The organism is Pseudomonas beijingensis (assembly GCF_030687295.1).
In the GTDB taxonomy this organism is placed as follows: domain Bacteria; phylum Pseudomonadota; class Gammaproteobacteria; order Pseudomonadales; family Pseudomonadaceae; genus Aquipseudomonas; species Aquipseudomonas beijingensis.
Window position 1 is genome coordinate 3,486,108 of sequence record NZ_CP117425.1, and the last position, 21,357, is coordinate 3,507,464.

17 protein-coding genes and 1 pseudogene are annotated in these 21,357 nt (G+C 58.6%); 11 read left to right on the forward strand and 7 right to left on the reverse strand.

The genetic code is table 11. The features are described from left to right. Positions 1-12 precede the first annotated feature (12 nt). Both PSH84_RS15805 and PSH84_RS15810 read right to left on the reverse strand, forming a co-directional pair. Entirely contained in the window at positions 13-657 is a 645-nt protein-coding gene (locus PSH84_RS15805; protein WP_305470524.1) for a 4Fe-4S single cluster domain-containing protein, read from the reverse strand. A 2-nt stretch (positions 658-659) separates the two neighbouring features. Further along, the gene (locus tag PSH84_RS15810; protein WP_305470525.1) at positions 660-2,492 is read right to left on the reverse strand and encodes an AAA family ATPase; all 1,833 of its coding nucleotides are present in this window, start codon (positions 2,490-2,492) and stop codon (positions 660-662) included. Between the two features lie 174 nt (positions 2,493-2,666). Between PSH84_RS15810 and PSH84_RS15815 the strand changes: the two genes are divergently transcribed. The 11 genes from PSH84_RS15815 to PSH84_RS15865 all read left to right on the forward strand — a co-directional run bounded on the left by PSH84_RS15815 (position 2,667) and on the right by PSH84_RS15865 (position 14,064). After that, positions 2,667-3,338 carry a hypothetical protein gene (locus PSH84_RS15815; protein WP_028236619.1) on the forward strand — a complete coding sequence of 224 codons (672 nt, stop codon included), beginning with the start codon at positions 2,667-2,669 and terminating at the stop codon, positions 3,336-3,338. Beyond that, a complete protein-coding gene (locus tag PSH84_RS15820; protein WP_305470526.1) occupies positions 3,331-3,672 on the forward strand; it encodes an RES family NAD+ phosphorylase in 342 nt (113 codons plus the stop codon). The genes PSH84_RS15815 and PSH84_RS15820 overlap by 8 nt, the downstream gene beginning before the upstream one ends. Positions 3,673-4,273: 601 nt before the next feature. Continuing rightward, positions 4,274-5,170 (forward strand): VOC family protein, encoded by an 897-nt coding sequence (locus tag PSH84_RS15825; protein WP_305470527.1) that lies wholly within the window; start codon positions 4,274-4,276, stop codon positions 5,168-5,170. Positions 5,171-5,185: 15 nt separating this feature from the next. Continuing rightward, complete coding sequence (locus tag PSH84_RS15830) at positions 5,186-6,031, forward strand: alpha/beta fold hydrolase (RefSeq protein ID WP_305470528.1); 846 nt, start codon at positions 5,186-5,188, stop codon at positions 6,029-6,031. Then, positions 6,024-6,806 (forward strand): 2-keto-4-pentenoate hydratase, encoded by a 783-nt coding sequence (locus PSH84_RS15835; protein ID WP_305470529.1) that lies wholly within the window; start codon positions 6,024-6,026, stop codon positions 6,804-6,806. The genes PSH84_RS15830 and PSH84_RS15835 overlap by 8 nt, the downstream gene beginning before the upstream one ends. Continuing rightward, complete coding sequence (locus PSH84_RS15840) at positions 6,806-7,744, forward strand: acetaldehyde dehydrogenase (acetylating) (RefSeq protein ID WP_305470530.1); 939 nt, start codon at positions 6,806-6,808, stop codon at positions 7,742-7,744. The genes PSH84_RS15835 and PSH84_RS15840 overlap by 1 nt, the downstream gene beginning before the upstream one ends. Further along, a complete protein-coding gene (gene dmpG, locus PSH84_RS15845; protein WP_305481353.1) occupies positions 7,741-8,781 on the forward strand; it encodes a 4-hydroxy-2-oxovalerate aldolase in 1,041 nt (346 codons plus the stop codon). The genes PSH84_RS15840 and dmpG overlap by 4 nt, the downstream gene beginning before the upstream one ends. 68 nt (positions 8,782-8,849) lie before the next feature. Next, on the forward strand, positions 8,850-10,688 hold the full coding sequence (locus PSH84_RS15850; protein ID WP_305470532.1) for an FAD-dependent monooxygenase: 1,839 nt from the start codon (positions 8,850-8,852) through the stop codon (positions 10,686-10,688). A 15-nt stretch (positions 10,689-10,703) separates the two neighbouring features. Continuing rightward, entirely contained in the window at positions 10,704-11,675 is a 972-nt protein-coding gene (locus PSH84_RS15855; protein WP_305470533.1) for an amidohydrolase family protein, read from the forward strand. A gap of 179 nt (positions 11,676-11,854) precedes the next feature. Next, the gene (locus PSH84_RS15860; RefSeq protein WP_305481354.1) at positions 11,855-12,763 is read left to right on the forward strand and encodes a SphA family protein; all 909 of its coding nucleotides are present in this window, start codon (positions 11,855-11,857) and stop codon (positions 12,761-12,763) included. A gap of 203 nt (positions 12,764-12,966) precedes the next feature. Then, the gene (locus PSH84_RS15865; protein ID WP_305470535.1) at positions 12,967-14,064 is read left to right on the forward strand and encodes a helix-turn-helix domain-containing protein; all 1,098 of its coding nucleotides are present in this window, start codon (positions 12,967-12,969) and stop codon (positions 14,062-14,064) included. 493 nt (positions 14,065-14,557) lie between these two features. Here the strand turns inward: PSH84_RS15865 and PSH84_RS15870 are convergent. From PSH84_RS15870 to PSH84_RS15890, 5 genes and pseudogenes are all read right to left on the reverse strand, one after another. Beyond that, positions 14,558-15,780, reverse strand: a protein-coding gene (locus tag PSH84_RS15870) for an IS3 family transposase (RefSeq protein ID WP_122568800.1) whose coding sequence is annotated in 2 segments (ribosomal slippage) — positions 14,558-15,429 and positions 15,429-15,780 — 1,224 coding nt in all. Because the reading frame shifts where the segments join, the coding sequence is not laid out codon by codon here. 387 nt (positions 15,781-16,167) lie between these two features. Next, positions 16,168-18,558, reverse strand: a complete 2,391-nt coding sequence (locus tag PSH84_RS15875) for a TonB-dependent siderophore receptor (RefSeq protein ID WP_305470536.1) — start codon at positions 18,556-18,558, stop codon at positions 16,168-16,170. A gap of 118 nt (positions 18,559-18,676) precedes the next feature. Further along, the gene (locus tag PSH84_RS15880) at positions 18,677-19,657 is read right to left on the reverse strand and encodes a FecR domain-containing protein (RefSeq protein WP_305470537.1); all 981 of its coding nucleotides are present in this window, start codon (positions 19,655-19,657) and stop codon (positions 18,677-18,679) included. Then, positions 19,644-20,159, reverse strand: coding sequence for a sigma-70 family RNA polymerase sigma factor (locus tag PSH84_RS15885; RefSeq protein ID WP_047229725.1), 516 nt, complete (start codon positions 20,157-20,159; stop codon positions 19,644-19,646). The genes PSH84_RS15880 and PSH84_RS15885 overlap by 14 nt, the downstream gene beginning before the upstream one ends. Positions 20,160-20,372: 213 nt before the next feature. After that, positions 20,373-21,284: pseudogene (locus PSH84_RS15890) on the reverse strand (AraC family transcriptional regulator). Positions 21,285-21,357: the final 73 nt, after the last annotated feature.

Here is a 21,357-nt window from a genome sequence, read left to right on the forward strand (position 1 = left end):
GGTGTGCTCCACTCAGCGGCGTCGCGACGCGTGTGCGCTGATCTGTAAATGATGGCCTTGTTCATGCAGCAGATCGCGTAAGCGCAACAGGTCGTCACGTCGTGGGATGCCGGCCATCCAAACGCTGCCACTTTCGTCAAACATCAGGTCCAGCGCCTTGTCGGTGGGTTCGAGCAGGCGTTCGTAATGACCCAGGCGTGCCCGGCCCAGTGGCGTGAGCAGGCTCAGACGTTGATTGTCACTGCCGCGCAAGGCCATGGTCTGACTGAGTGCTTCGATATAGGGGTCGCTGATCAAGGCATCTATCAAGCCCTTGGTCTGGAACAACGGCTCGTCGAGTTGCTCCAGGGAGTATCCACTGTAGACCAGGATGTCGAGTTCGCTGAGCCGACGCAGGCCTTCGAGCAGCGATCGCAGGGCGTCGAACTGGTCGAACGGCTCCCCTCCGGAAATGGTGATTCCTTCGGCCTCGAGCAGCCAGGGGGTGATCTGTTCAAGCAGTTGCTCCAGCGACAAGCGTCGGTGCCCGGGGCCCCAAGTATCGGCAGAGATGCAGCCTGGACAGCGGATGCTGCAGCCCTGGAACCAGATGCCAATACGCCGCCCTGGGCCGAGGGTAGTGACAGGAAAATGCATGCGCGACAGGCTAAGGTCCATGTTCAGCGACGTTCCATCTTCAGTCCGGTGATGTCCAACTCGGTGATCGTGAAGTGCTCGCCCGGTTGCGCGTCCTGATCGAACAGTGCCCGCGACAGGGGATTGAGCAGGCGTGCCTCTAACTGGTTACGAATGCCCCGGCCACCGTTGGACAGGTCCTGCAGACAGAGGTTGTGCAGTGTCTGGCGTGCCTGGGGGGCCAATTCGATAAACAGGTTCTGTCCCAGCAGGTCATCGAAGGTGGCGTTGACCATCTGTTCGAAGATCTGCACTGCAACGCCTTCGCGAATGAAGTCGAAGACGATAATGTTCTCGCCGATTCGATTGAGGATTTCCGGCCGGTTGAGCACGAGCTTGAAATACCGGTCGATCTCGCTGTGCACCTTGTCCTGGACTTGCTCGAAGGCTTCGCCCGGCAGGACGTTGGCAACGCGTTCGCCATTGTCACCCTGGCGATAGATTCCCAGGTTGGAAGTGAACACGATCAGGGCCTCCGAAAAGTACACCCGATCACCGCGGCCTGAAGTCAGCACTCCGTCGTCGAGTATTTGCAGGAACTTGTCGAGAATCCGTGGGTGGGCTTTTTCGATTTCATCGAATAACACCACGCTGAATGGCTTCTCGCGGATAGCATTGGTCAGCTCACCGCCGACGTCATAGCCGACGTAGCCGGGCGGTGCGCCGATGAGGCGTTGATCGGCATGCTCGGCGCTGAATTCCGACATGTCGAAGCGGATGTATGCGCTTTCGTCGCCGAACAGCAGGCTGGTAATAGTTTTGGCGAGTTCGGTCTTGCCCACGCCGGTCGGCCCCGCGAGAAAGGCTACGCCCCGTGGACGGTTGCCCTTGCGACTGGCGCCGACGCCTGTCATCGCACGCTTGACGATGTCGAGCATGTGCGTCACCGCATGCTCCTGGCCTTTGACCCGCTGGTGGACGAGCGCGTCCGCATGCCGGATACGCTGACGGTCGATCTTCAGCCACGGGTCCTCGGTGACACCGATTTTGTAGCGGCGCACCGCATCGGCAATCTGCTCCATGGCGACACCCTCGACCCGTGCCAGTTGCGCAATGGCGCTGAGATCGAGCAGCAGCAATCCCTCGGTGTTCTGGACGAAGGCTTCCACAGCCTGGTGCATGACCCCTTCGCCGGCGCCCTGGCTGCCACTGAGCCCTTTGAGCAACGCCGGTGCCAACGCACGGCGGGACAATTGATCGGGTTTGGACACGGGAATGTGGCGCAGGCGTGGGTTGTCGACCAGCAACCAGTCGGGCAAATCGCCTTCTTTTTCCACCAGCCATAGCAGGGTGTTGAAGAACGGTTTGCGCAACTCTGTGGCCGGACGGCTGCGAGCCTGATGGGATTGCACCAGGGCCTGGGTGAAGAGTTGGTGTTCAGCAGCGCTTAGGGAGTCGTTGCGAACCACCAGGCGTGAGGCGAAATCGATGATCAGCGCGATAGGTTCGCCAGCACGACCCACCAGCCGTGGCAGGGTGGCGCCCAGCAGATCGATACCTGCGGGTGCTACGCCATTGACCGGAGTCAAGCCAAGTTCCTGAAGCAACGTCTGGCCGGCTTCAGGGGCGGAGCCGGGTTTGTCGATTGCGCGGAAACCGGACACGGGTTCCCAGGCGATGACCTGGGTGTAGCCGGCATCGAGCAGGGCATTGCAGAGGGTTTGGTTGAAGCTCTGCGCGGTCACCGTGCCCGGCGCCACTTCACAGGCTTGCAGGTCGCGGATGTTGCCTGACAGGACGAATTGGCTCTTCAGCGGCAAGAAGCGCAGAAGATCTCGTAGCCAACGTGGGCTTTCAAATATGGCAATCCCTGACATGTTTCAGCTCGTAACGTTGGGGCGGTACGGGCAGGGTATTGCTCAATGCGCCCATTTGCCAGTGTGCTGCTACGAAAAGTTGTGTTGAGAGAGCGCTTCTTGTTAGGTTAGAGCTAGGGTTATCCAAGATATGCTAGGATTAGATAGCGTAGATAACTGGTGAGGAAATTTTCAATGAGCGTTACAGAGCAGTCGGGCGTCTCCACCTTAGTGGGTACGCCCAAGGAGGCGCGGGCTAGCTTGAGCCGCTCACATGCGGATCGAGTGCTGGTCGTGTCTTTCGATCGTATCAAGCTCGGCGTATTTGAAGCGTTGGCGGAAAACTTTGCCCATGTGGCCTCCTCGATGTATGAGGTGCTGCAGGAGCGTCAGGATCCGAAGGCACTGGAGCGCCTTGCCGAGGCGTTTGTGACGCGTAAGCCGCCTTCGCCTCGTCTGCTCAAGGAAGCGGCGATGCTGGTACAAGCCCGTAAAGCAGTGCTGGAGAGCGGTGACTGGTTGACCTCCGCAGATATCGCGCAGGTGGCCCAGTTGAGTACCCGAAACCCGAGTGCCCAGCCCAACAAGTGGAAAAAGCAAGGTCAGATCTTCGCTATCAATCATGGTGGGGTCGACTATTTCCCGGGTTACGGCTTGGATCCGGACGCGGGCTATCGGCCGTTCAAGGCGTTAGCCAAAGTCATTGAGGCTTTCGGTGGCCACAAGGACGGCTGGGGGCTGGCTTACTGGTTCCGGTCAGATAACAGCTTTCTGGGTGGTAAAAGGCCCCAGGACCTGCTGGCATCGGCGCCTGATCGGGTGATTGCTGCCGCACTGGATGAGATCCAGGGCATTGTCCATGGCTAAGCAGCGTACCGAGTCCAGCGATAACATGGCGACACCGGCCACCGATTTGGCGGCGTCCATCACCCCGGTTCCCGCGGCTACGCTGCACGTGACTCTCACGGTGCTTGCCAAGGGCGCCGTGCTCCATCGTGTGCATCAAGATAAGTATCAGCCAGATCAATTCAATCCCGGTGTGCACGGCAATGCACGCTTCAGCCCAATCCAGGATGATCAGGGACGGGCGATTCCTACCTTGTATGGCGGCACGACAGTCGAGTGCGCCTTGAGCAACTGCATGAGAACCGCCCGGTGCGGACCCGCATGCCGGGTGGTGTGGCAGGGGAACGGCCTGTGAAAGGCCGTCCCCTATGCCGATTGCATGAGAAATGCCTTAGCGCTGGATAGATTGCCCGCTGAATGTTTGAACATTTCAGTGGGATCATTCATTAAGTTCATTTGTTAGCTGCGCAATGAGCCTTGGCCCCGCTCGCGCAACGGCCTTGCGCGTCAGTTGTCTGGACAACACGATTAGGGTTATTCGACCAATGGGCGTGCATCGAGGGGCAGTGCTGGGGGCGCGCCATTCTTGATGTCGATATTAAGAACAGCAGCCGCTTCAACAGTGAAAAGATGGCATTTGCTAGGCGAGTTGCGGCCGGCCATGACTCCGCCATCCCATAACCATGTCTGCCGCGGCACTTATAGTGCTCTGTCATAAACGCTCACTTGTTTTCTGCTGACTCTTGGGTCATGTCGGCACCTCATTCATGTCCCATCGTTATGGTCAGCCGCGCCTGAAAAGTTTTTCTACGGTGATGCGTCGTGCGTACGGTTGATCAAGAACAACGGTATATCGGGTAATGACCCGGTGCTGGCCCATACAGCAGACTCCTCCTCAGACGCCGTCAAACGAGACGGCTCGCACTACAAGAATAATGATGCGAAGAGGAGCCACCATGTCGGGCATCGATACCCTTGGCTATATCGGATTTACCGCACGCGATATCGGCGCGTGGAAGAAATTTGCGCCCGAGGTGCTGGGTTTGCAAATCGGTGAGGAGCTGGAGGATGGCTCTTTGGTGTTACGCGCCGACCTCCATCAGCGTCGGGTTATCATTCATCCCGGTGATCATGATGATGTCGCTTACGTGGGTTGGGAATGTCGCTGCAGCGAAGATCTAGACAACGTGCGTAACGCTCTGCGCGCTGCGCAGATTCCCTTTGAGGAAGTGCACAACGCACAAGCGTTAGCAGTGCGGGAAATGATTCGCTTCCGGGATATCGACGGTGTGCTGATCGAAGCCCATTACGGACCTACGATACTTGCCAATCAGCCATTCGTGTCGCCGGTCGGTGCGCGCCCATTCCTGACTCAGGAACAAGGTCTGGGGCATCTGGTGCTCTCGACCACTCAATACTCCGCTCAGATCGACTTCTATGAAAAGGTGCTGGGCTTCAAGCGCACCGACTCATTGATCATTTCAGGCGTCAACTGTGAGGCGATGTTCATGCGGGTGAACGAACGTCATCACTCCCTCGCCATCGTCGACATGCCGCCAACCCATGGCCCACGCCTGCATCACATTCTTCTGGAAATGAACTCGCTCGACGAAGTGGGTTTCGCCTATAGCCGCGCACGTGCGGCCGGGGCCCACATCCTTATCGACCTTGGACGGCACGTTAACGACAACATGTTCTCGTTCTACGTCCTGACGCCGTCTGGCTGGTCAGTGGAAATCGGTTGGGGTGGCATCCAGATCGACGACGAAACCTGGCACGTGACCCATTACCCCACCAACAGCAGCTGGGGACACGAATTCCACATGCCAGCTCAGTTTCAAGCGCCCAAGTAACGAAGGATCACCACCATGACTATTCACACTGCTGAAACCACTTCACGTTTCATTGAAATTAATGGCCTCAATATTCATTACCACGACACCGAGGTAGGTGACCGCGTGCTGGTGATGCTGCACGGGGGAGGACCTGGGGCGTCGGCGTGGAGCAACTACCGGACCAACCTGCCGGCCTTCGCTGCAACTTACCGGGTCATCGCCTTCGATGCGCCGCACTATGGCGAATCGGACAAGCCTCTCAGCGCCTACCAGGACACGGACTTCTATACGGAAGTTTTTTCCCAGGCGCTCGACAAGCTAGGCGTGAAAAGGGCCGACTTCATCGGCAATTCCATGGGCGGCACGATTTCCATGACCATGGCGATGAAACGGCCTGATCTGGTCGCAAAGCTGGTGCTCATGGGGCCTGGCGGTTCGCCGACCATGTTCACGCCGATGATGACCGAAGGCATCAAGATCCTGGGCGCCTTCTATCAAGGCGAAGGTCCGACTCGCGAGAAGCTCGAAGCAGCGGTACGCATCATGGTGTACGACCAGTCGATGGTGACGCCTGAACTGATCGAAGCGCGTTATCAGGCGGCTACTCATCCGGATCTTCTCAAGCCGCGCGAGTGGAAGGGCCATCCGATGCTCAATCTGTGGGAGCGCCTGGTGGGCTCGCCACTGCAGAACCCCACGCTGCTGATTTATGGCAAGGAAGACCGTGTCATTCCCTGGGACACCAGTTTGCTGCTGATGCGTTTGTTGCCCAACGCGAGCCTGCACGTATTCCCACAATGCGGCCACTGGGCTCAGTTGGAAAAAGCCAGCGAGTTCAATACGCTGGTGCACGGTTTCCTGGAGCAGAGCGATGACTGACCATTCCTCTTTGGCCCAGCGTCTGCGTGCCGCCTATCAACTGGGCCCCATCGCACCCCTGCGCGACGGCCTCGCTCCCGATGACGCGACAAGCGCGTATGCGGTGCAGGCCATCAACACTCGCTATTGGGTAGAGCGGGGACGCCGCATCGTGGGCCGCAAGGTGGGCCTGACGTCCCTGGCGGTGCAGAAACAGTTCGGTGTGAACCAGCCGGATTTCGGCGTTCTGTTCGAAGACATGCAATTGATCGATGGCGGAGTGCTCGACTGCGACGCCATGTTGCAGCCTAGGGCTGAAGCCGAAGTGGCGTTGGTGCTGGGGGCAGACGTGACCAGCCTCACCGCGACGCCGGACGACATCGCCGCCGCGACGCATCACGCGTTTGCCGCGATCGAGATCGTCGACAGCCGTATCGCCGATTGGAAGATCACCTTCGCTGACACCGTCGCCGACAACGGTTCAAGCGCACGTTTCGTCCTGGGAAAGCAGGCCTGTTCGCTCGACGAACTGGATCTGTATACCTGCGGCATGGTGTTGGAGGTCAACGGAGCGGTCGCCTCGGTAGGGGCTGGTGCGGCGTGCCTGGGACATCCGTTGAATGCCGCTGCCTGGCTGGCAAGGACACTGGCCGCTGCCGGTGAGCCGTTGCGCGCTGGCGACGTGGTGCTAACGGGAGCACTGGGCCCGATGATCACCCTGGCCCCCGGCGACCACATCATGGCGAAGATCGGTGGCTTGGGTGCGGTGTCGTTCACTTATGGGGAGTCTGTCTGATGAAAACCGCCAAAGTAGCGATCATCGGCTCGGGCAATATCGGCACTGACCTGATGATCAAGATCATGCGCAACGCCAAGTATCTTGAAATGGCCGCCATGGTCGGCATCGACCCAAGCTCCGACGGCCTGGCTCGCGCGGCTCGACTGGGTGTCGCCACGACCCATGAGGGCGTGGAAGGTCTGACTCGCCTGCCGGTCTTCCGGGACATCGATTTCGTCTTCGATGCCACTTCGGCCGGCGCCCACGTCATGAACGATGCTTTTCTGCGCCGCATCAAGCCGGGGATCCGGCTGATCGACCTGACGCCTGCCGCCATCGGCCCGTATTGCGTGCCGGTGGTGAACCTGGAGCAGAACCTGGGCCAACTCAACGTCAACATGGTGACCTGCGGCGGCCAGGCCACCATCCCGATGGTGGCGGCGGTGTCTCGCGTGGCCAAAGTGCATTACGCCGAGATCATCGCCTCGATCGCCAGTAAATCCGCCGGCCCTGGCACGCGCGCCAATATCGATGAGTTCACCGAGACTACCAGCAAGGCCATCGAGGTTATCGGTGGCGCGGCCAAGGGCAAGGCGATCATCATCATGAACCCGGCCGAGCCACCATTAATGATGCGAGACACGGTGTTCGTGCTCAGCGAAGCAGCGGATCAGTCCAGGGTCTGCGCCAGCATCGAGGAAATGACCGCCGCCGTGCAGGCCTACGTGCCGGGCTATCGCCTCAAGCAGAAGGTGCAGTTCGACGTGATTCCCGACTCGGCGCCCCTGCACATCCCCGGTCACGGCCGTTTCAGCGGCCTGAAAACGTCGATCTTCCTCGAAGTGGAAGGCGCCGCTCATTATCTGCCGGCCTACGCCGGTAACCTCGACATCATGACCTCCGCTGCGCTGGCGACCGCCGAGCGCATGGCGCATTCGATGGGAGTCTCGGCATGAGCAAGAAACTCTATATCTGCGACGTGACCTTGCGCGATGGCTGTCACGCGATCCGTCACCAGTACTCGATCCCGAACGTGCAGGATATCGCTCGCGCGTTGGACAAGGCCCGTGTCGATTCTATCGAGGTGACCCACGGCGATGGCCTGCAAGGTTCCAGCTTCAATTACGGCTTCGGCGCGCACAGCGATCTGGAATGGATCGAAGCGGCTGCCGACGTCATCGAACATGCGCGTATTGCGGTGCTGTTGCTGCCGGGCATCGGCACCGTGCACGACCTCAAGGCCGCTTACGAGGCCGGCGCCCGCACCGTGCGCGTGGCCACCCATTGCACCGAAGCGGACGTTTCCAGACAGCACATCGAATACGCCCGCTCGCTTGGCATGGACACCGTCGGTTTCCTAATGATGAGCCACATGATCCCGCCCGAAGAGCTGGCCCGCCAGGGCAAACTGATGGAAAGCTACGGCGCGCAATGCATTTACATGGCCGACTCAGGCGGCGCCATGAACATGAACGACATCCGCGACCGCATGCGAGCTTTCAAGGCAACGCTGAACCCCGAAACCCAGACCGGCATGCACGCACACCACAATCTCAGCCTGGGCGTGGCCAACTCCATCGTGGCGGTGGAAGAGGGCTGCGACCGCATCGATGCCAGCTTGGCCGGCATGGGCGCCGGTGCTGGTAACGCGCCTCTGGAGGTCTTCATTGCCGCAGCAGAGCGGATGGGCTGGAACCACGGAACCGAGCTGTATCAGCTAATGGATGCCGCTGATGACTTGGTGCGCCCGCTGCAGGATCGCCCGGTGCGTGTTGACCGGGAAACGCTCGGCCTGGGTTATGCCGGCGTCTACTCCAGTTTCCTGCGCCATGCCGAAGTGGCTGCCGAGAAGTACGGCGTCAAGACCCTCGACATTCTCGTCGAACTGGGCAAGCGACGGATGGTGGGTGGTCAGGAGGACATGATTGTCGACGTGGCGCTGGATCTGCTGAAACACAGTGCCTCAACCACCGTGCATAGCCGGCCGGGCTGATCTTCAGACCGTACTTTTCTAGAAATCCCGCTACGGGAAAAAACAACAAAATGAATAGGAACTCGGTAATGAACAATTCTACCGTGAAGGCTCCGTACGACTTGAGTACACCCGTTCTGATCGCGGGGGCCGGCCCGGCGGGGCTGACCCTCTCCCTGGCGCTGAGTCGTTATGGTGTTCCTCATATGGTCTTGGAGATGTTTCCCGGGGCGGCCCACACACCACGTGCGCACATCACCAATCAGCGCACCATGGAGATCTTCCGCGACCTTGGCATCGAAGAGGCGGTGAAAGCCAAGGCGACTCCAGCCGAGGGCATGTGGAGCAATGCCTGGATCACCACCATGGCAGGCCCGGAAGTGTATCGCTCCGAAGCATGGGGCGCCGGGGAAGAACACGCGGCACGTTACGCTCAAGCGAGTCCCTGCGGCATGTGCAATATCCCGCAGAACATCATGGAACCGGTGCTGATCGAGGCCATCGAGGACGCGGGTGTCGCCGATCTTCGCTTCAGTCACAAGCTCGAATCCTTCGTGCAGGATGCTCAGGGCGTAACTGCAACGGTCGTCGAAGTACACAGTGGCGTGAGCTACACGGTACGTGCCGATTACCTGCTCGGGGCCGACGGTGCCCGCAGCAAGGTGGCCCAGGAGTTGGCCCTGCCGTTCGAAGGACAGATGGGCGTAGGCGGCGATGCGGGGATCGGTGAAGTCATCTACGTCTGGTTCAAGGGTGATCTGGCACGTTATTGCGCTCATCGCCCAGGGACCATGTTCTGGTCTACCGATATGTATAACGGGGCCACCTTTGTCAACGTCGCCCCTTGGGACGAGTGGATCGCCGGCTGGACCATGCCGCCAGGCATGACCTTCGATGGTGATCCCGAGACCCTCCGCAATCGAGTGCAATCCGTCATCGGCGATAGCACCGTCGATATCGTCATCAAGGGTGTGTCGCGCTGGACCATGAATAAAATGTGGGCCACCCGCTACGGCGAAGGGCGGGTGTGGTGCATGGGCGACGCGGTACATCGTCATCCCCCGATGAATGGCCTTGGCTCCAATACGTCGGTTGCTGACGGCTACAACTTGGCCTGGAAACTCAAGCTTCTGTTGGAAGGCAAAGCCGGGCCCGAACTGCTTCAGAGCTATGAGCTGGAGCGTCAGCCGGTGGGCGAGCGTATCGTCAATCGTGCCTGGGATTCGGCGATGGGCTTCTGGGGCCGCTTCTATTCCGAGTTCCTTGGTGTCAGCCCTGGCGCCACGCCAGACGAGGTCAAGAATTCGCTGCTCCAACTGCATGAGGACAGTCCGGAAGGTGATGCCCGACGCGCTGGGTTCGAACGGCTCAAAGAAGAGGTGCTGGACCCGGCCTTCAACGCGCTGGGAATCGAGCTGGGGTATCGCTATCGGGCTGGCGCGCGGGTAGACGACGGTTCGCAAGAGCCACAACTCGATGGTCATCCAGACGTCGCCTACATGCCAACGACCTGGCCAGGCGCGCGTCTGCCGCACGCATGGATCGAGAAGGGACGGCGGCGTATCTCCACGCTGGATCTGGTCGGACGCGGTCAGTTCGTACTGCTCACTGGCCGCGGCGGCGGCGCCTGGTTCGAGGCGGCGCAAGCAGCCCTGCTCGGCACAGGTGTGCGGGTGAACGTCATACAGATCGATAGCCGTTTCGGCGCCGTACGTGACCCCCTGGGCTACTGGGCGCGTGTGCGCGGTACGGGCAGCGATGGCGCCGTGCTGGTCAGGCCGGACGGACATGTTGCCTGGCGTGCGCAGAGTTCGGCCGGCGCCGCTGAATTACCGTCGGTCATGGCGCAATTGCTCGATACGGGGCATGCCTCGGATAGCGAGCAGGTGCCGCAGCGGCCTGACCTTGCGCGCGCAGCGCACGGCTGAATCCTGGAGAGCCTGATGATGAGCAGTAAAACCTTGGTCGACGCGTGGATCGATGTCCATGCGCACTTCAGTCCGCCGCGCTCGGTCGAGCAACGTTCGGCGATGTGGCAGGCCCTGCAACAGGATCACTGGTCGGGCGAGCAGCCACCGGACTGGTCGTTGGACGACCGTCTTGCCTACATGGACAAGGTCGGCATCAGCATGCAGATGCTCAGCTTGGTGCCGACCAGCCACGCGGCGCTGGAAGCGAGCAACCGCTACGGCGCTGAATGGGTAGCCCGACACCCGGCCCGTTTCGGCCTGCTGGCTGGCCTACCCACCGACGATACCGAAGCCGCTCTGCGGGAACTGGCACGGGCCGAAGCATTGGATGCCGATGGGTTTGCGGTGTATTGCCAGTACAACGGCGTATTTCTCTCCGATCCACGCCTGGAATCGCTTTGGGCCGCGCTCGATGAGCGCGCAGCGGTGGTGTTCGTACACCCTGACCACGCCGTGCCGGGGCAGTTCTCCCGACCCGGCGTATTGCTGGAGGTTGCCTATCAGACCGCCAGTGTTATCACTGACATGCTCTATGCCGGGATGTTCAGGCGCTACCCGTCGATCCGCTTCATCCTCGCCCATTGTGGTGGTGCGCTGCCGGCGTTGTCGGGACGCTTGATTCTGCTCGGCAATGAGTCCTGGGTGCCCAACCCGCAACGCATATCCCAGCAGGAGATGCGCGAGCAACTGGCGGCGCTTTATCTGGACACCGCGATGACCGGATCGCAGCAGAGCCTGTCGGCGGGTCTTGCGATGACATGCGCCGAACACCTGGTGTACGGCTCGGATTGCGGGGCGCCCTGTACGACCGAGCACACGGCCATCGCCAATATCCAGCAGTTGCTGGCGTTCAGTGGACTACGGCGCGAGCAAATCGAGCAGATCGGCCGCAATGCCCTGGCGTTGTTCCCAAAAGCCGCAATGAGGATTCAAGACGCGCAATAACGAGCGGGTAACGGTACCGGGCAGGTTGTAGCGAGGTGTTCCACGACGCATCGCTGTTGGTCGCCAACGCCTGTGACCGGTGCAACAAAACAAAAATAATAATCGAGGTAACTTCCATGCGCGTACAACCCACACTACGTTTCGTTCCTGCTCTGGCTGGACTGACAGTCGCTTTCATAATGAGCACCGCACTGGCCGGCGAGACACCCATCTATGGTGGCCCGATTGGTGGGACCGACATCGGCGCCGCTTATCTGCCCCCACAGCCGGGGCTCTACATGGGCGCCGGTTACATCGGCGTGACCTCCGATGACTTCCGGGACGTCAACGGTGACAAGGTGCCGCTCGACACCGGTTTTGATGCGTCGGCCGGCGTGGTCGGGTTCAACTACGTCTACGACGCCAAGATATTCGGCGGCAGCGTCGCCACTTCGGCACAGTTCGGTTACGGTCGCCGCTGCATTCGTTTTGGCGAGCGCCATTGCAGTTCTGGCGCCGCCGATATCTATAGCGACCTGTTCTTCTGGAGCAAGTACTTGGGTGGAGGCGAGGCGGGCAATGCCGGACTTGCGCCGTTGCCTTACGGCCTGACCATCGGTGGTGGTCTTGGCATTACGATGCCCACTGGGAGTTATGACAAGCACGAGCCGGTCAATACCGGTGGCAACACCTGGATCGTTTCGCCGAACCTGGCCGTGAGCTACCTGACCGGTCCGAAATATTCGTTGGGGGGCGATGGAACCGAATTCAGTGCTCGGTTGTTCTACTCTATGCCGCAAAAAAACCATGACACCGATTTCGACGCCGGGACAGTGGTCAATCTGGACTGGGCGATTACCGAGCGTTATGGAAATTGGCAGGTCGGCCTTGCCGGACAGCAAGCCAAGCAGATTGACGGCGACAAGCTGCCCAATGGTCTGCGAACCAACGACAGCAAGTTTTCGTCAGGCTCGGTCGGCCCGGTGGTCAGCGTGTTTCTGCCGAGCATCGGTAGCCAGCTCAAGGTAAAAGCGGCGGCCAACTACGATGCAGAAAACACCTTCTCGGGTTACAGCCTAGTGATGATCATGGGTTGGAAAGTCTTCTGAGACCATTTGCGTCACGTTTTTCGACAAGGCCGGTGCAGAGTTACCGGCTTTGTCGTGCGCGTGCTTGACGGCTTTTTCCATGGACATCGACGGGCATATTGCTGATAAAGCTGATGGACGCCTCTGCGGCGGTGCGTTAGTTTGGCGTAACAACAATAAACAGGCACGTGATGCCTCGCTGCTGTCGCAGCTGGAGAAAGCGTATGTCTCAGCTAGCCAATGCTATTGCTCAGGACCCGATAACGCTTGATCAAGGACTCTTCAAGTACCGCGACGAGGTACTGTGGTCGCTTTCCAATCCGGCGCGTTACTTGCCTTCGGAAGCATTCGATCTTCTCCTTCGTTCCATTCGACTTTCTGCCGCCGTGCCGGGCCATGCCAACCTTACCGCTCCCTTTGGCGTGGATGTCCGTTACGGAGCGGATACCTTCGTGATCTACGAGGCCTACCGAGGCCAGTGCGTCGTTTCGTTCGATGCGCCGGTAGAGCCTATGAATTTCTGCCAGGGCGACATGTTGGTGCTGCCTTTTCATACGCATCATCGGATCATGGCGCCGGACCATACGCCTTGTATTGATATCCGTGATTTGATGGCCGCGCAAGTGGAGCCTCATGTAACGGATTCCCAAGGCCACCCTTCACTTGGCCTTTTGCTTGATCAACAGGTCAACTATGGCGGCGGCGGTGAGTTGTTCGAGCTGCGCATGGTCATTATGTTCGTCGACAAGCAAACCTCAGGCGCTTTGATCAACGGCCTGCCCGGGCCGATGTTGCTCAAGGGGTTCGCGGACAAGCATCGTTCATTTCTCAACGCTATCCATGACGAGCTGGATGTACAGCGCGGGAGTCGGTCCGTCACGCAACCCGCGGCAATCCGGCTAGCCGAGGCGTTGCTGACCATCGCTCTCAAGGAGGCCACTTCACAACCGGATACGGGGCCTATCTACAACGGACTGGCCGATCCCGCTGTCGCTCGGGTAATTTCGGCAGTGCTCAAGGAACCTCAAAAGGACTGGGGTCTACAGGATCTGGTCGAGGTCGCCCATGTTTGCCGCTCGGCGTTGAACAGCCGCTTCATGGCCTCGGTCGGTATGTCGCCGCGGCACTTCGTCTCCCATGTGCGCTTGGCTCGAGCCAGCGAGATGTTGACAGAGACTACGCTGAGCATTGCGTCAATCACTGAGCGATCCAACTACAGCTCGGAAGCCGCATTCAACCGTGCTTTTCGTAAATGGTGCGGTCTGACGCCAGGAGCGGTTAGGGCTGCTGCTACTTCTGTCTCAAAGTTAGCTCCCAGCTGAGCGTTGGCTGGCCGCCCGAGCCGATATCCGTTTGGTGCGGCTGTTCTCTGATCCACGCCTTATTTTGTAGATGCTGAACGACCGACCGAAAGGAGTCCGTTGAGCGATCAATCATACGTTGGATGGCAACGCCAGCGAATTGATGATGGGGTGCGGCTTAGGTCGGTTGCAGTTTCCGGATACGGACCATTGAACTCACAGGGACGCTACAGCAGGAGCAACTGCAGACTCCATCTAATTATCCAAGAAATAATGAACTGTCCAGATCGGGCGCTTGCCGTCCGATTGGCTACGGATAGAAGGAAATGGCAGAGCCTGGAATCCTGCCTGCTTGACCCTTGCTACTGCGTAAAAAGGAGTCCAAAATTAAGTCTTTTTCCGCTTCGGCAAGGAAATAAACCCCTTAGATTTCAATGGGTCGGACGCCAGATGCGAGTCTCGTTTCCCGCTCCAAGATGTCTAGTCCTGAAATAGGTTTACACCTGTTTCAGTCTCAAAACGCCCGATGCACCGCATCGGGCGTTTTGTATTTCAGGGCCAAATGAGGTCGCTTACGGTTATAGATTTCTATCGATTCCTCAACCATGCGCTTGGCTTGGGCGAGGTCTTTGGGACGGTGTAAAAGAAATTCTGTTTTCAGAATCCCATTCACTCGTTCCGCTAGGGCATTCTGGTAGCAGTCGTAGCCATCCGTCATCGAACACCTGACGCCATGCTTGGCGTGCAGCTTTTGGTAGAGATCAGAGCAGTATTGCGAGCCCCGATCGGAGTGATGTACCAGTGGCTGATTGGTTCTTCGGTGTCGAAGAGCTTTCGTCATCGCCCGGATGACTGACTCGGTATGCAGGCTTTCATGCACATGATGGCCGACTATTTTGCGCGAGAACGCATCAGTGACCAGACTTACGTAAGCGACGCTTTGCTCGGTCGGTAAATAGGTTATATCCGCCACCCACACCTGTTCCGGGCCGGTGGCAGTGACTTGGTCAGGGCCGGGCTTGAGCCGATTCGGATGTCGACGGAAGCGATGATGACTGTCGGTAGTCTTGTGATAAGCGCGTTTGCGTGGGACCAGTTGTCGATGGTCTCGCAGAATATCGAACAATCGATCTCGGCCTACCGTTTGCGTTAGTTCAGGTTCGGCTTGCATTAGCCCATGCAGCTTACGGGTGCCCAACCGAGGCATTTCAAGGCGTGCCTCCAGCACAAACCCCAGCACCTTTTGCGCATGGCTAGCTTGCGCGTCGTAAGCTCGATTGCGCTTGTAATACGCCTGCCGTGAGATGCCCAGAAACTGGCAAGCCCTGGTGACACTCAGGCCTTCGATTTGCCCTTGGCTGAGGACTTGCCGGATCGCTTTTTTACGACAGAAACACCGTAATCGTTTTTCAGCACGTCAACGACAGCTTCAAAAAATTGGGCTTTCTGGTTGGCAAGGGCCAGCTTTTCTTCCAGCTCCTTGATTCGCTGCTCTGGTGTCAGCGGCAAATTTGGCTCGGCCATCGGTCGGTTCCTCTGGGCACGAATGGAGGCGCCTTGGCTCCAGTCCTGCCGCCCATGCTTGCGTAACCATACCAACACAGTCGACCGGCCCTGAATCCCATAACGCCGTTGAGCCTCTTTATAACTCAGTTCGCCCTTTTCAACCTGATCGACAACCGCCAATTTAAAGCCCAGCGTGTAATCACGCTGACTACGCCTTCTTCCTGAATCCATTGGTTCCTCCTGAGGATAGGTCAGAAGGTGTAAACCTTATTCAGGACGAGACAAGATTCAGGAAAAAGCCATTCAGATGAGTGGCTTTTTTTGTGAAATGCCAGCGCTCCTGTCGACAGGCGACAGCGCCTTCATTAGACCCGTTATTGAAACGCAAGTCTGCGGGCCTGCTTGGCATCGAGCTGAGTTGATCGCGGTCGGAACCGACGCAGATGCTCGAAAACAGGTTGATGTTATCTCGCGCTACTGGCGCGCAGTTAACAGCTGGCGCGTAACGATGAAAATCGAACGCTCTTGCTTTTCAACTCGCACAATGATGGCAAGTTGACGGTGCCCGCGGTATAGCGGGCACCGCTTCCTACATGGGGAAAAGGCTTACACGCCTGCTTACCAGCTGTAACTCACTTTGGCGGTAATCTCGCGACCTGGGTTGTAGAAGTTCGCTGTGCCGGAACCGACCACGTGCTGCTCATCCAGCAGGTTGCTGACGTTCACCGCAAGGTCGGTGCCCTTGGCGATCTCGTAGTTGAAGGCGGCGTCGAACAGCGTGGTGCCATCGCTTTTGCCGGAGTTGGCTGCATCGAAGTAATAAGAGCCGACGTAGCGCGCACCCAAGCCAACGCTGACATCAGTGCCAGGCACGTCGTAATAACTCCAGAGCGAAGCGGAATGCTTGGGTGCCGTGGTGAACTCATTACCCTTCAGGGAGCTGCCGTCGTACAACGAACCGCGTAGTACCTCGGACTCCATATAGGAGTAGCCACCAATCAGGCTGAGGTTCCGCGTCACCTGCGCCTTGGCCTCCAGGTCGAGGCCACGCGCCCGCGATTCGCCCACCGTCTGTTGCTCAATGATGCCGCTCGGCAGCACCACGGCGATGGTGACGTTTTCCTGGGTCAAGTCATAAACGGCTGCGGAGAACAGTGCGTCCATCCCCATCGGCGAATACTTCACGCCCACTTCGTACTGCCTGCCTGTCTGCGGTGTTACGCCAACCTGAGGCGGCGAGACGGATTCCACCATGCTCACATAGGTGGACACCTCATCGTTGACGATATAGGTCAACGCACCTCGGTAGGAGGTTTCGGAGAAGTTGTCTTTCTCAGTGGATTGCAAGCCTTTGCTGGTAAGGTCCATCGAGTCGTTGCGCATACCCGCGGTGACGATGAAACGCTCGTAGAACGATAGGTTCTGCTGAAGGAACACGGCCTTGGTGGTCGCGTCTCGCTTGTTGACGGCATACGGCATGATTGAGCGTGGAACGCCAGTAAACACGGGATTTGCAATGTCAATCGGGGTCGTCAGGGCGTAGACCGAGCTTTCCTTGGTGGTCGAATCGAGGTACTCCACGCCCACCAGGCTGCTGCTGTCGATGTTCTCGAAGCGGGCATCGTATTGCAGCATCAGATTGCCGTTGAACTGGTCGGCCTCACTGTCCGTTCCAAACAGATACCGGTCAACGGTAGTACCGACACGTGCGGCGCTGTCGCTGATGTAAACGTAGCCAAAATCATCGGTCAATTTGCTGTAACGCAGATTGCTGCGCAGTACGAAGCCGTTGTCGAAGTCATGGGTGACGTTACCGCTGAGGCTGGTGCGCTCTACATCGTGAAAGTTGTAGCTGGGCTCACCATAAAACTTGCTGCGGTCGTATTCCTTGTCCAGCGGATAGCCGCCACTGTTGGGCGAACTTTCAGTTTTCAGATAGTCCAGAATCACGGTGGCTGACGTGTAATCCGTGGGTGCCCAGGTGAGGCCACCCATCACCAACCGGTTGTCCTCCTGTGAGTGATCGTACTCGCGGTCGCTGTTTTGTCCTTTGGCAGTAAAGCGGCCAGCCAAGGTTTTCTCGTCGTTCAGCGCATCCCCCACATCGATGCCTGTCTCGACATGGTCAAACGAACCGTAGGTCACATAGCCTTGGCCAAACTGCTCGAAGCGCGGCTGTTTGGTCACGAAATTCACCGAACCGCCCGGGTCCGCTGGGCCAAACAGCGTGGAGTTGGCGCCACGCAGAATCTCTATGCGTTCATAGGCGAATGGATCTTCGCGTACGCCGCGCATCGAACTCAGGGTCAAGCCGTCACGGTAGGTAGTAGCCTGGAAGCCCCGGATCTGGAAATAGTCGTTGCGGTCATCCGTACCATAGAAGTCACTGACCACGCCCGGCGTGTATTGCAGCGCCTCTTCCGTGGTACTGACGCTGCGTTGCTCCATTTCCTTGTTGGTAACAACCGACACCGAGGCCGGTGTATTGAGAATGCTGGTTGCCACCTTGCCGCCAACCCAGAGCTCCTTGGCGACCACCGAGTTGGCGTCGTCGTCGGCACTGACCCTGACTTTGGCGTTGATGATGAGGGGGGCAAGGCGGTAGTCCTCGACGTTCGTTGCGTCGAGCTCCAGCGGGCCGACGGGCTTTGGTTGAGGGAACAGTAGATAGGCATTCGGACCTTGCTGTTCGATTTGCAATTCGCTCCCCAGCAGCAACGATGACAGCGCTGCCGACGTATCGAGCGTGCCATTCACGCCAGCAGTGGTGCGGTTCACTACACTCGATGCGTCGAAGGAAAGACTGATGCCAGCCTCGCGCGCAAAGCGGTCAAGCGCCGGTGCCAGTGGGCCGGCAGCGATGTTCCACTGTTTCACTTGATTGCTGTGGTCAGCGCTCGACGTTTGCGCCAGCGATGGCAATGTGTAGCTGCTTACGATCAAACCCAAAATCGCACCGTGCAAGGCACGATTTAATGGATGGCGCTGTGAAACAGGGGACGAACTCATTTTCTCGCTCCAAGAAAGGACATCGGCAGACTGGCCTGTATTCCGGCCTTCCTTAGAGGTCGAACGAGAATGAGAAGCTACCTCATTATTTTTCAGCTAGCACAAAGTTCTGATGGGCTCAGGTGGCAGCGGTCACGGTCACCCAATAACGGGTCCGATAATCAATGTGCAAGTGCAGTGACTGCGCGATCAATGCCAGGACCTGCTCGTTGTCGGCGAGCTGGAAGGTGCCGGAAACGCGACGATTAGCGACCTCTTCGGCGCAGCGCAGTACCCCGGGGCGATAACGCGACAACTCCGCGATGAAATCATTGAGGCGCATATTGCGCGCACTGATCACCCCGTCACCCCAGCTCCATAGATCAAGGCCGTTGTCCCTGAACATTCGGGCGCCACTTGATGTGAACAGCAGGTGATTTCCTGCCTGGACGCTGCGGCTCGCAGGAGTTTGACCGGAGCCGGGGAAAACCGTGACTGATCCTTCCTGAGCCGCGACCAGAGTGCCATCGTCAAGCTCGCGTGCCAGAAAGCGGGAACTCTGGGCGCGCATGAGCCCGTCACGTGATTGCACCCAGAACGGTCGTGCTCGAGGCGAGTGTTGATCCGGGCCGACATTCACGATGATTTCCCCACGTCGCAGGATTATCAGGCGTCGCTGGGCGTCGAAATCGCTGTCGACGGCGCTATCGCTATTGAGCTGGATAAGGCTGCCATCATCGAGTTGGAAGCGTCGTTGCTCGCCGGTACTGCTGCGCTGCTGCGCAAGCATGGCGGGTACGGGTGTATAGTCCCGGCCGAGCCAGGCTGCAGCGCTAACAGTCGCCAATATGCCCAGTAGCTTCAGGCTTTCCCGCCGCGGCATTCCGTGATTGGTACCATTAAGGGTTTGTCGGGCCAGTTGAGCTGGCACGCCTGCGAATTCATCCCCAAGCGTTTCTACACGCTGCCACGCCAACACATGCTCCGGGCGCTGCTGCAGCCAGTGCTCAAAAGTGCGCTGTGTTTGTTCATCGGCTTGATTGAAGCGAAGGCGCACCAGCCATTGGATTGCCTGCTCAACAATGGCCGGATTGAGCGCCTGCGGCTCACGCCTCGACATAACGCAAGCGATAGCAGTGTTGCAGGGCCGTGGCCAGGTCGCGTTCCACCGTCGCGCGGGAAACACCCAGCTTTTCGGCTATTTGCGCGCAGGTTAGACCGTCGAGTCGGGCAAATAAAAATGCCTGGCGAACTCTTGGTTTAAGCATACCGAGCATGCGGTCTATGCGCTCGAGCGCATCAAGAATCATCAGCCGGCTTTCTTCCGAGGGAACCTCATGTTGAGGCAGCAACGTGATGCTTTCCAAGTAGGCACGTTCGAGTTCGCGACGACGATACTGATCAATCATCAGTCCGCGGGCGATACTGCTTAAATAGGCGCGTGGTTCGCGCAAGGGGCTGGACTGACGGGATTTGAGCAGACGTACGAAGGTGTCCTGCGCCAAATCTGCTGCGTTATCGCGACATCCAATGCGTCGGATTAGCCAGCCGTGTAACCACGAGTGGTGGGTTCGATAGAGCAGCCCTAGATCTGCAGTACCTAGTGTTTCATCGCTACGCATCGGAATCCCGGCAGGTGCATGATTGATAATTAATCGCATTCTACTCACGCGATAGGCCTTAGGCAAATACGTGGCGCTCACTGTCCGCTTTTGGGCGAACGCGATCATTCTGTAGAGGCTGCGAGTGAAAGAATGCATTCAGCGTTTAGGAGATTTGAACGCTAGCCACCGAGCACTTTGAATTTCAAAGTGCTCGGTGGCTCCCGCTCGGCTTCAGGAAACAGTAGACCGCCTCGACTGACGACTTAACCCAGGCGTCTTGCCCGTAATGCGCTTGAATGCGCGACTGAACGCGGCCTGAGAGGTATAACCCAAGCGCTGCGCCACCTTTTCAATCGGCAGCCTTTCGAGCGTCAATCACTGGCTCGCAAGCCGCATCCGCAACTCAGTCACGTAGCGCAGTGGGGCCATGCCAATAGTCGCCTGGAAACGGTCTGCGAAGACCGAGCGAGAGGTATTGCATTGCTCCGCCAACTGCGCAACGGTCCAGTCGCGTCCCGGTTGTTGATGGAGCGCGAGAAGCGCGCTTGCCAAGCGTAGGTCGCGTAATGCAGCGACCAGGCCAGAGGCATTGCCGCAGGCGCACTCCACCCAACTGCGAACGACCATGGCGGCCACCACATCGGCCAAACGCGCGAGGATACCGGCGAAGCCGACACGGGCGGCGCTGACCTCGCGTTCCATGGTGGTCAGGATAGGCACCAGCCCGGGGTAACGCTGGCCGCCGGCATCAATCAGCATCAGACCCGGCATCAGCCTGCCAAGGCCATGGATACTGCCCAGTTCAAACTCCATGCAGCCACTGAACAAAATGGTGGTCGGCGTGGGGCTGGCATCGGTTCCGGTATCCACCGCGCTGACCGTATCACCGAGGGGAGCGCCGTCTAAACGGTCGATGTCCTGAACAGGCACGTCCGTATGAGAAAGCAGTTGATGGGCCGCGCCATGGGCGATGAATACGGCGTTGCCGGCAGACAGTGCGTACGTTGTCCCGTCCTCCATCCGCAGCACCGCATTGCCGACCGCCAGGAAGTGAAACCAGGCATGCCCAGGTTTGTCGGCAAAGCTCAGGCCGAAGGCTGGACCGGCTTGGATACGCCGGTACTCGACGCCACGCAGGCGCATTGTTCGGTGTTTTAGTCAAAAAAACGAGTTTTTCGATCATAGATCATCCAGATTCCCGCGCCTAGACTGCGGG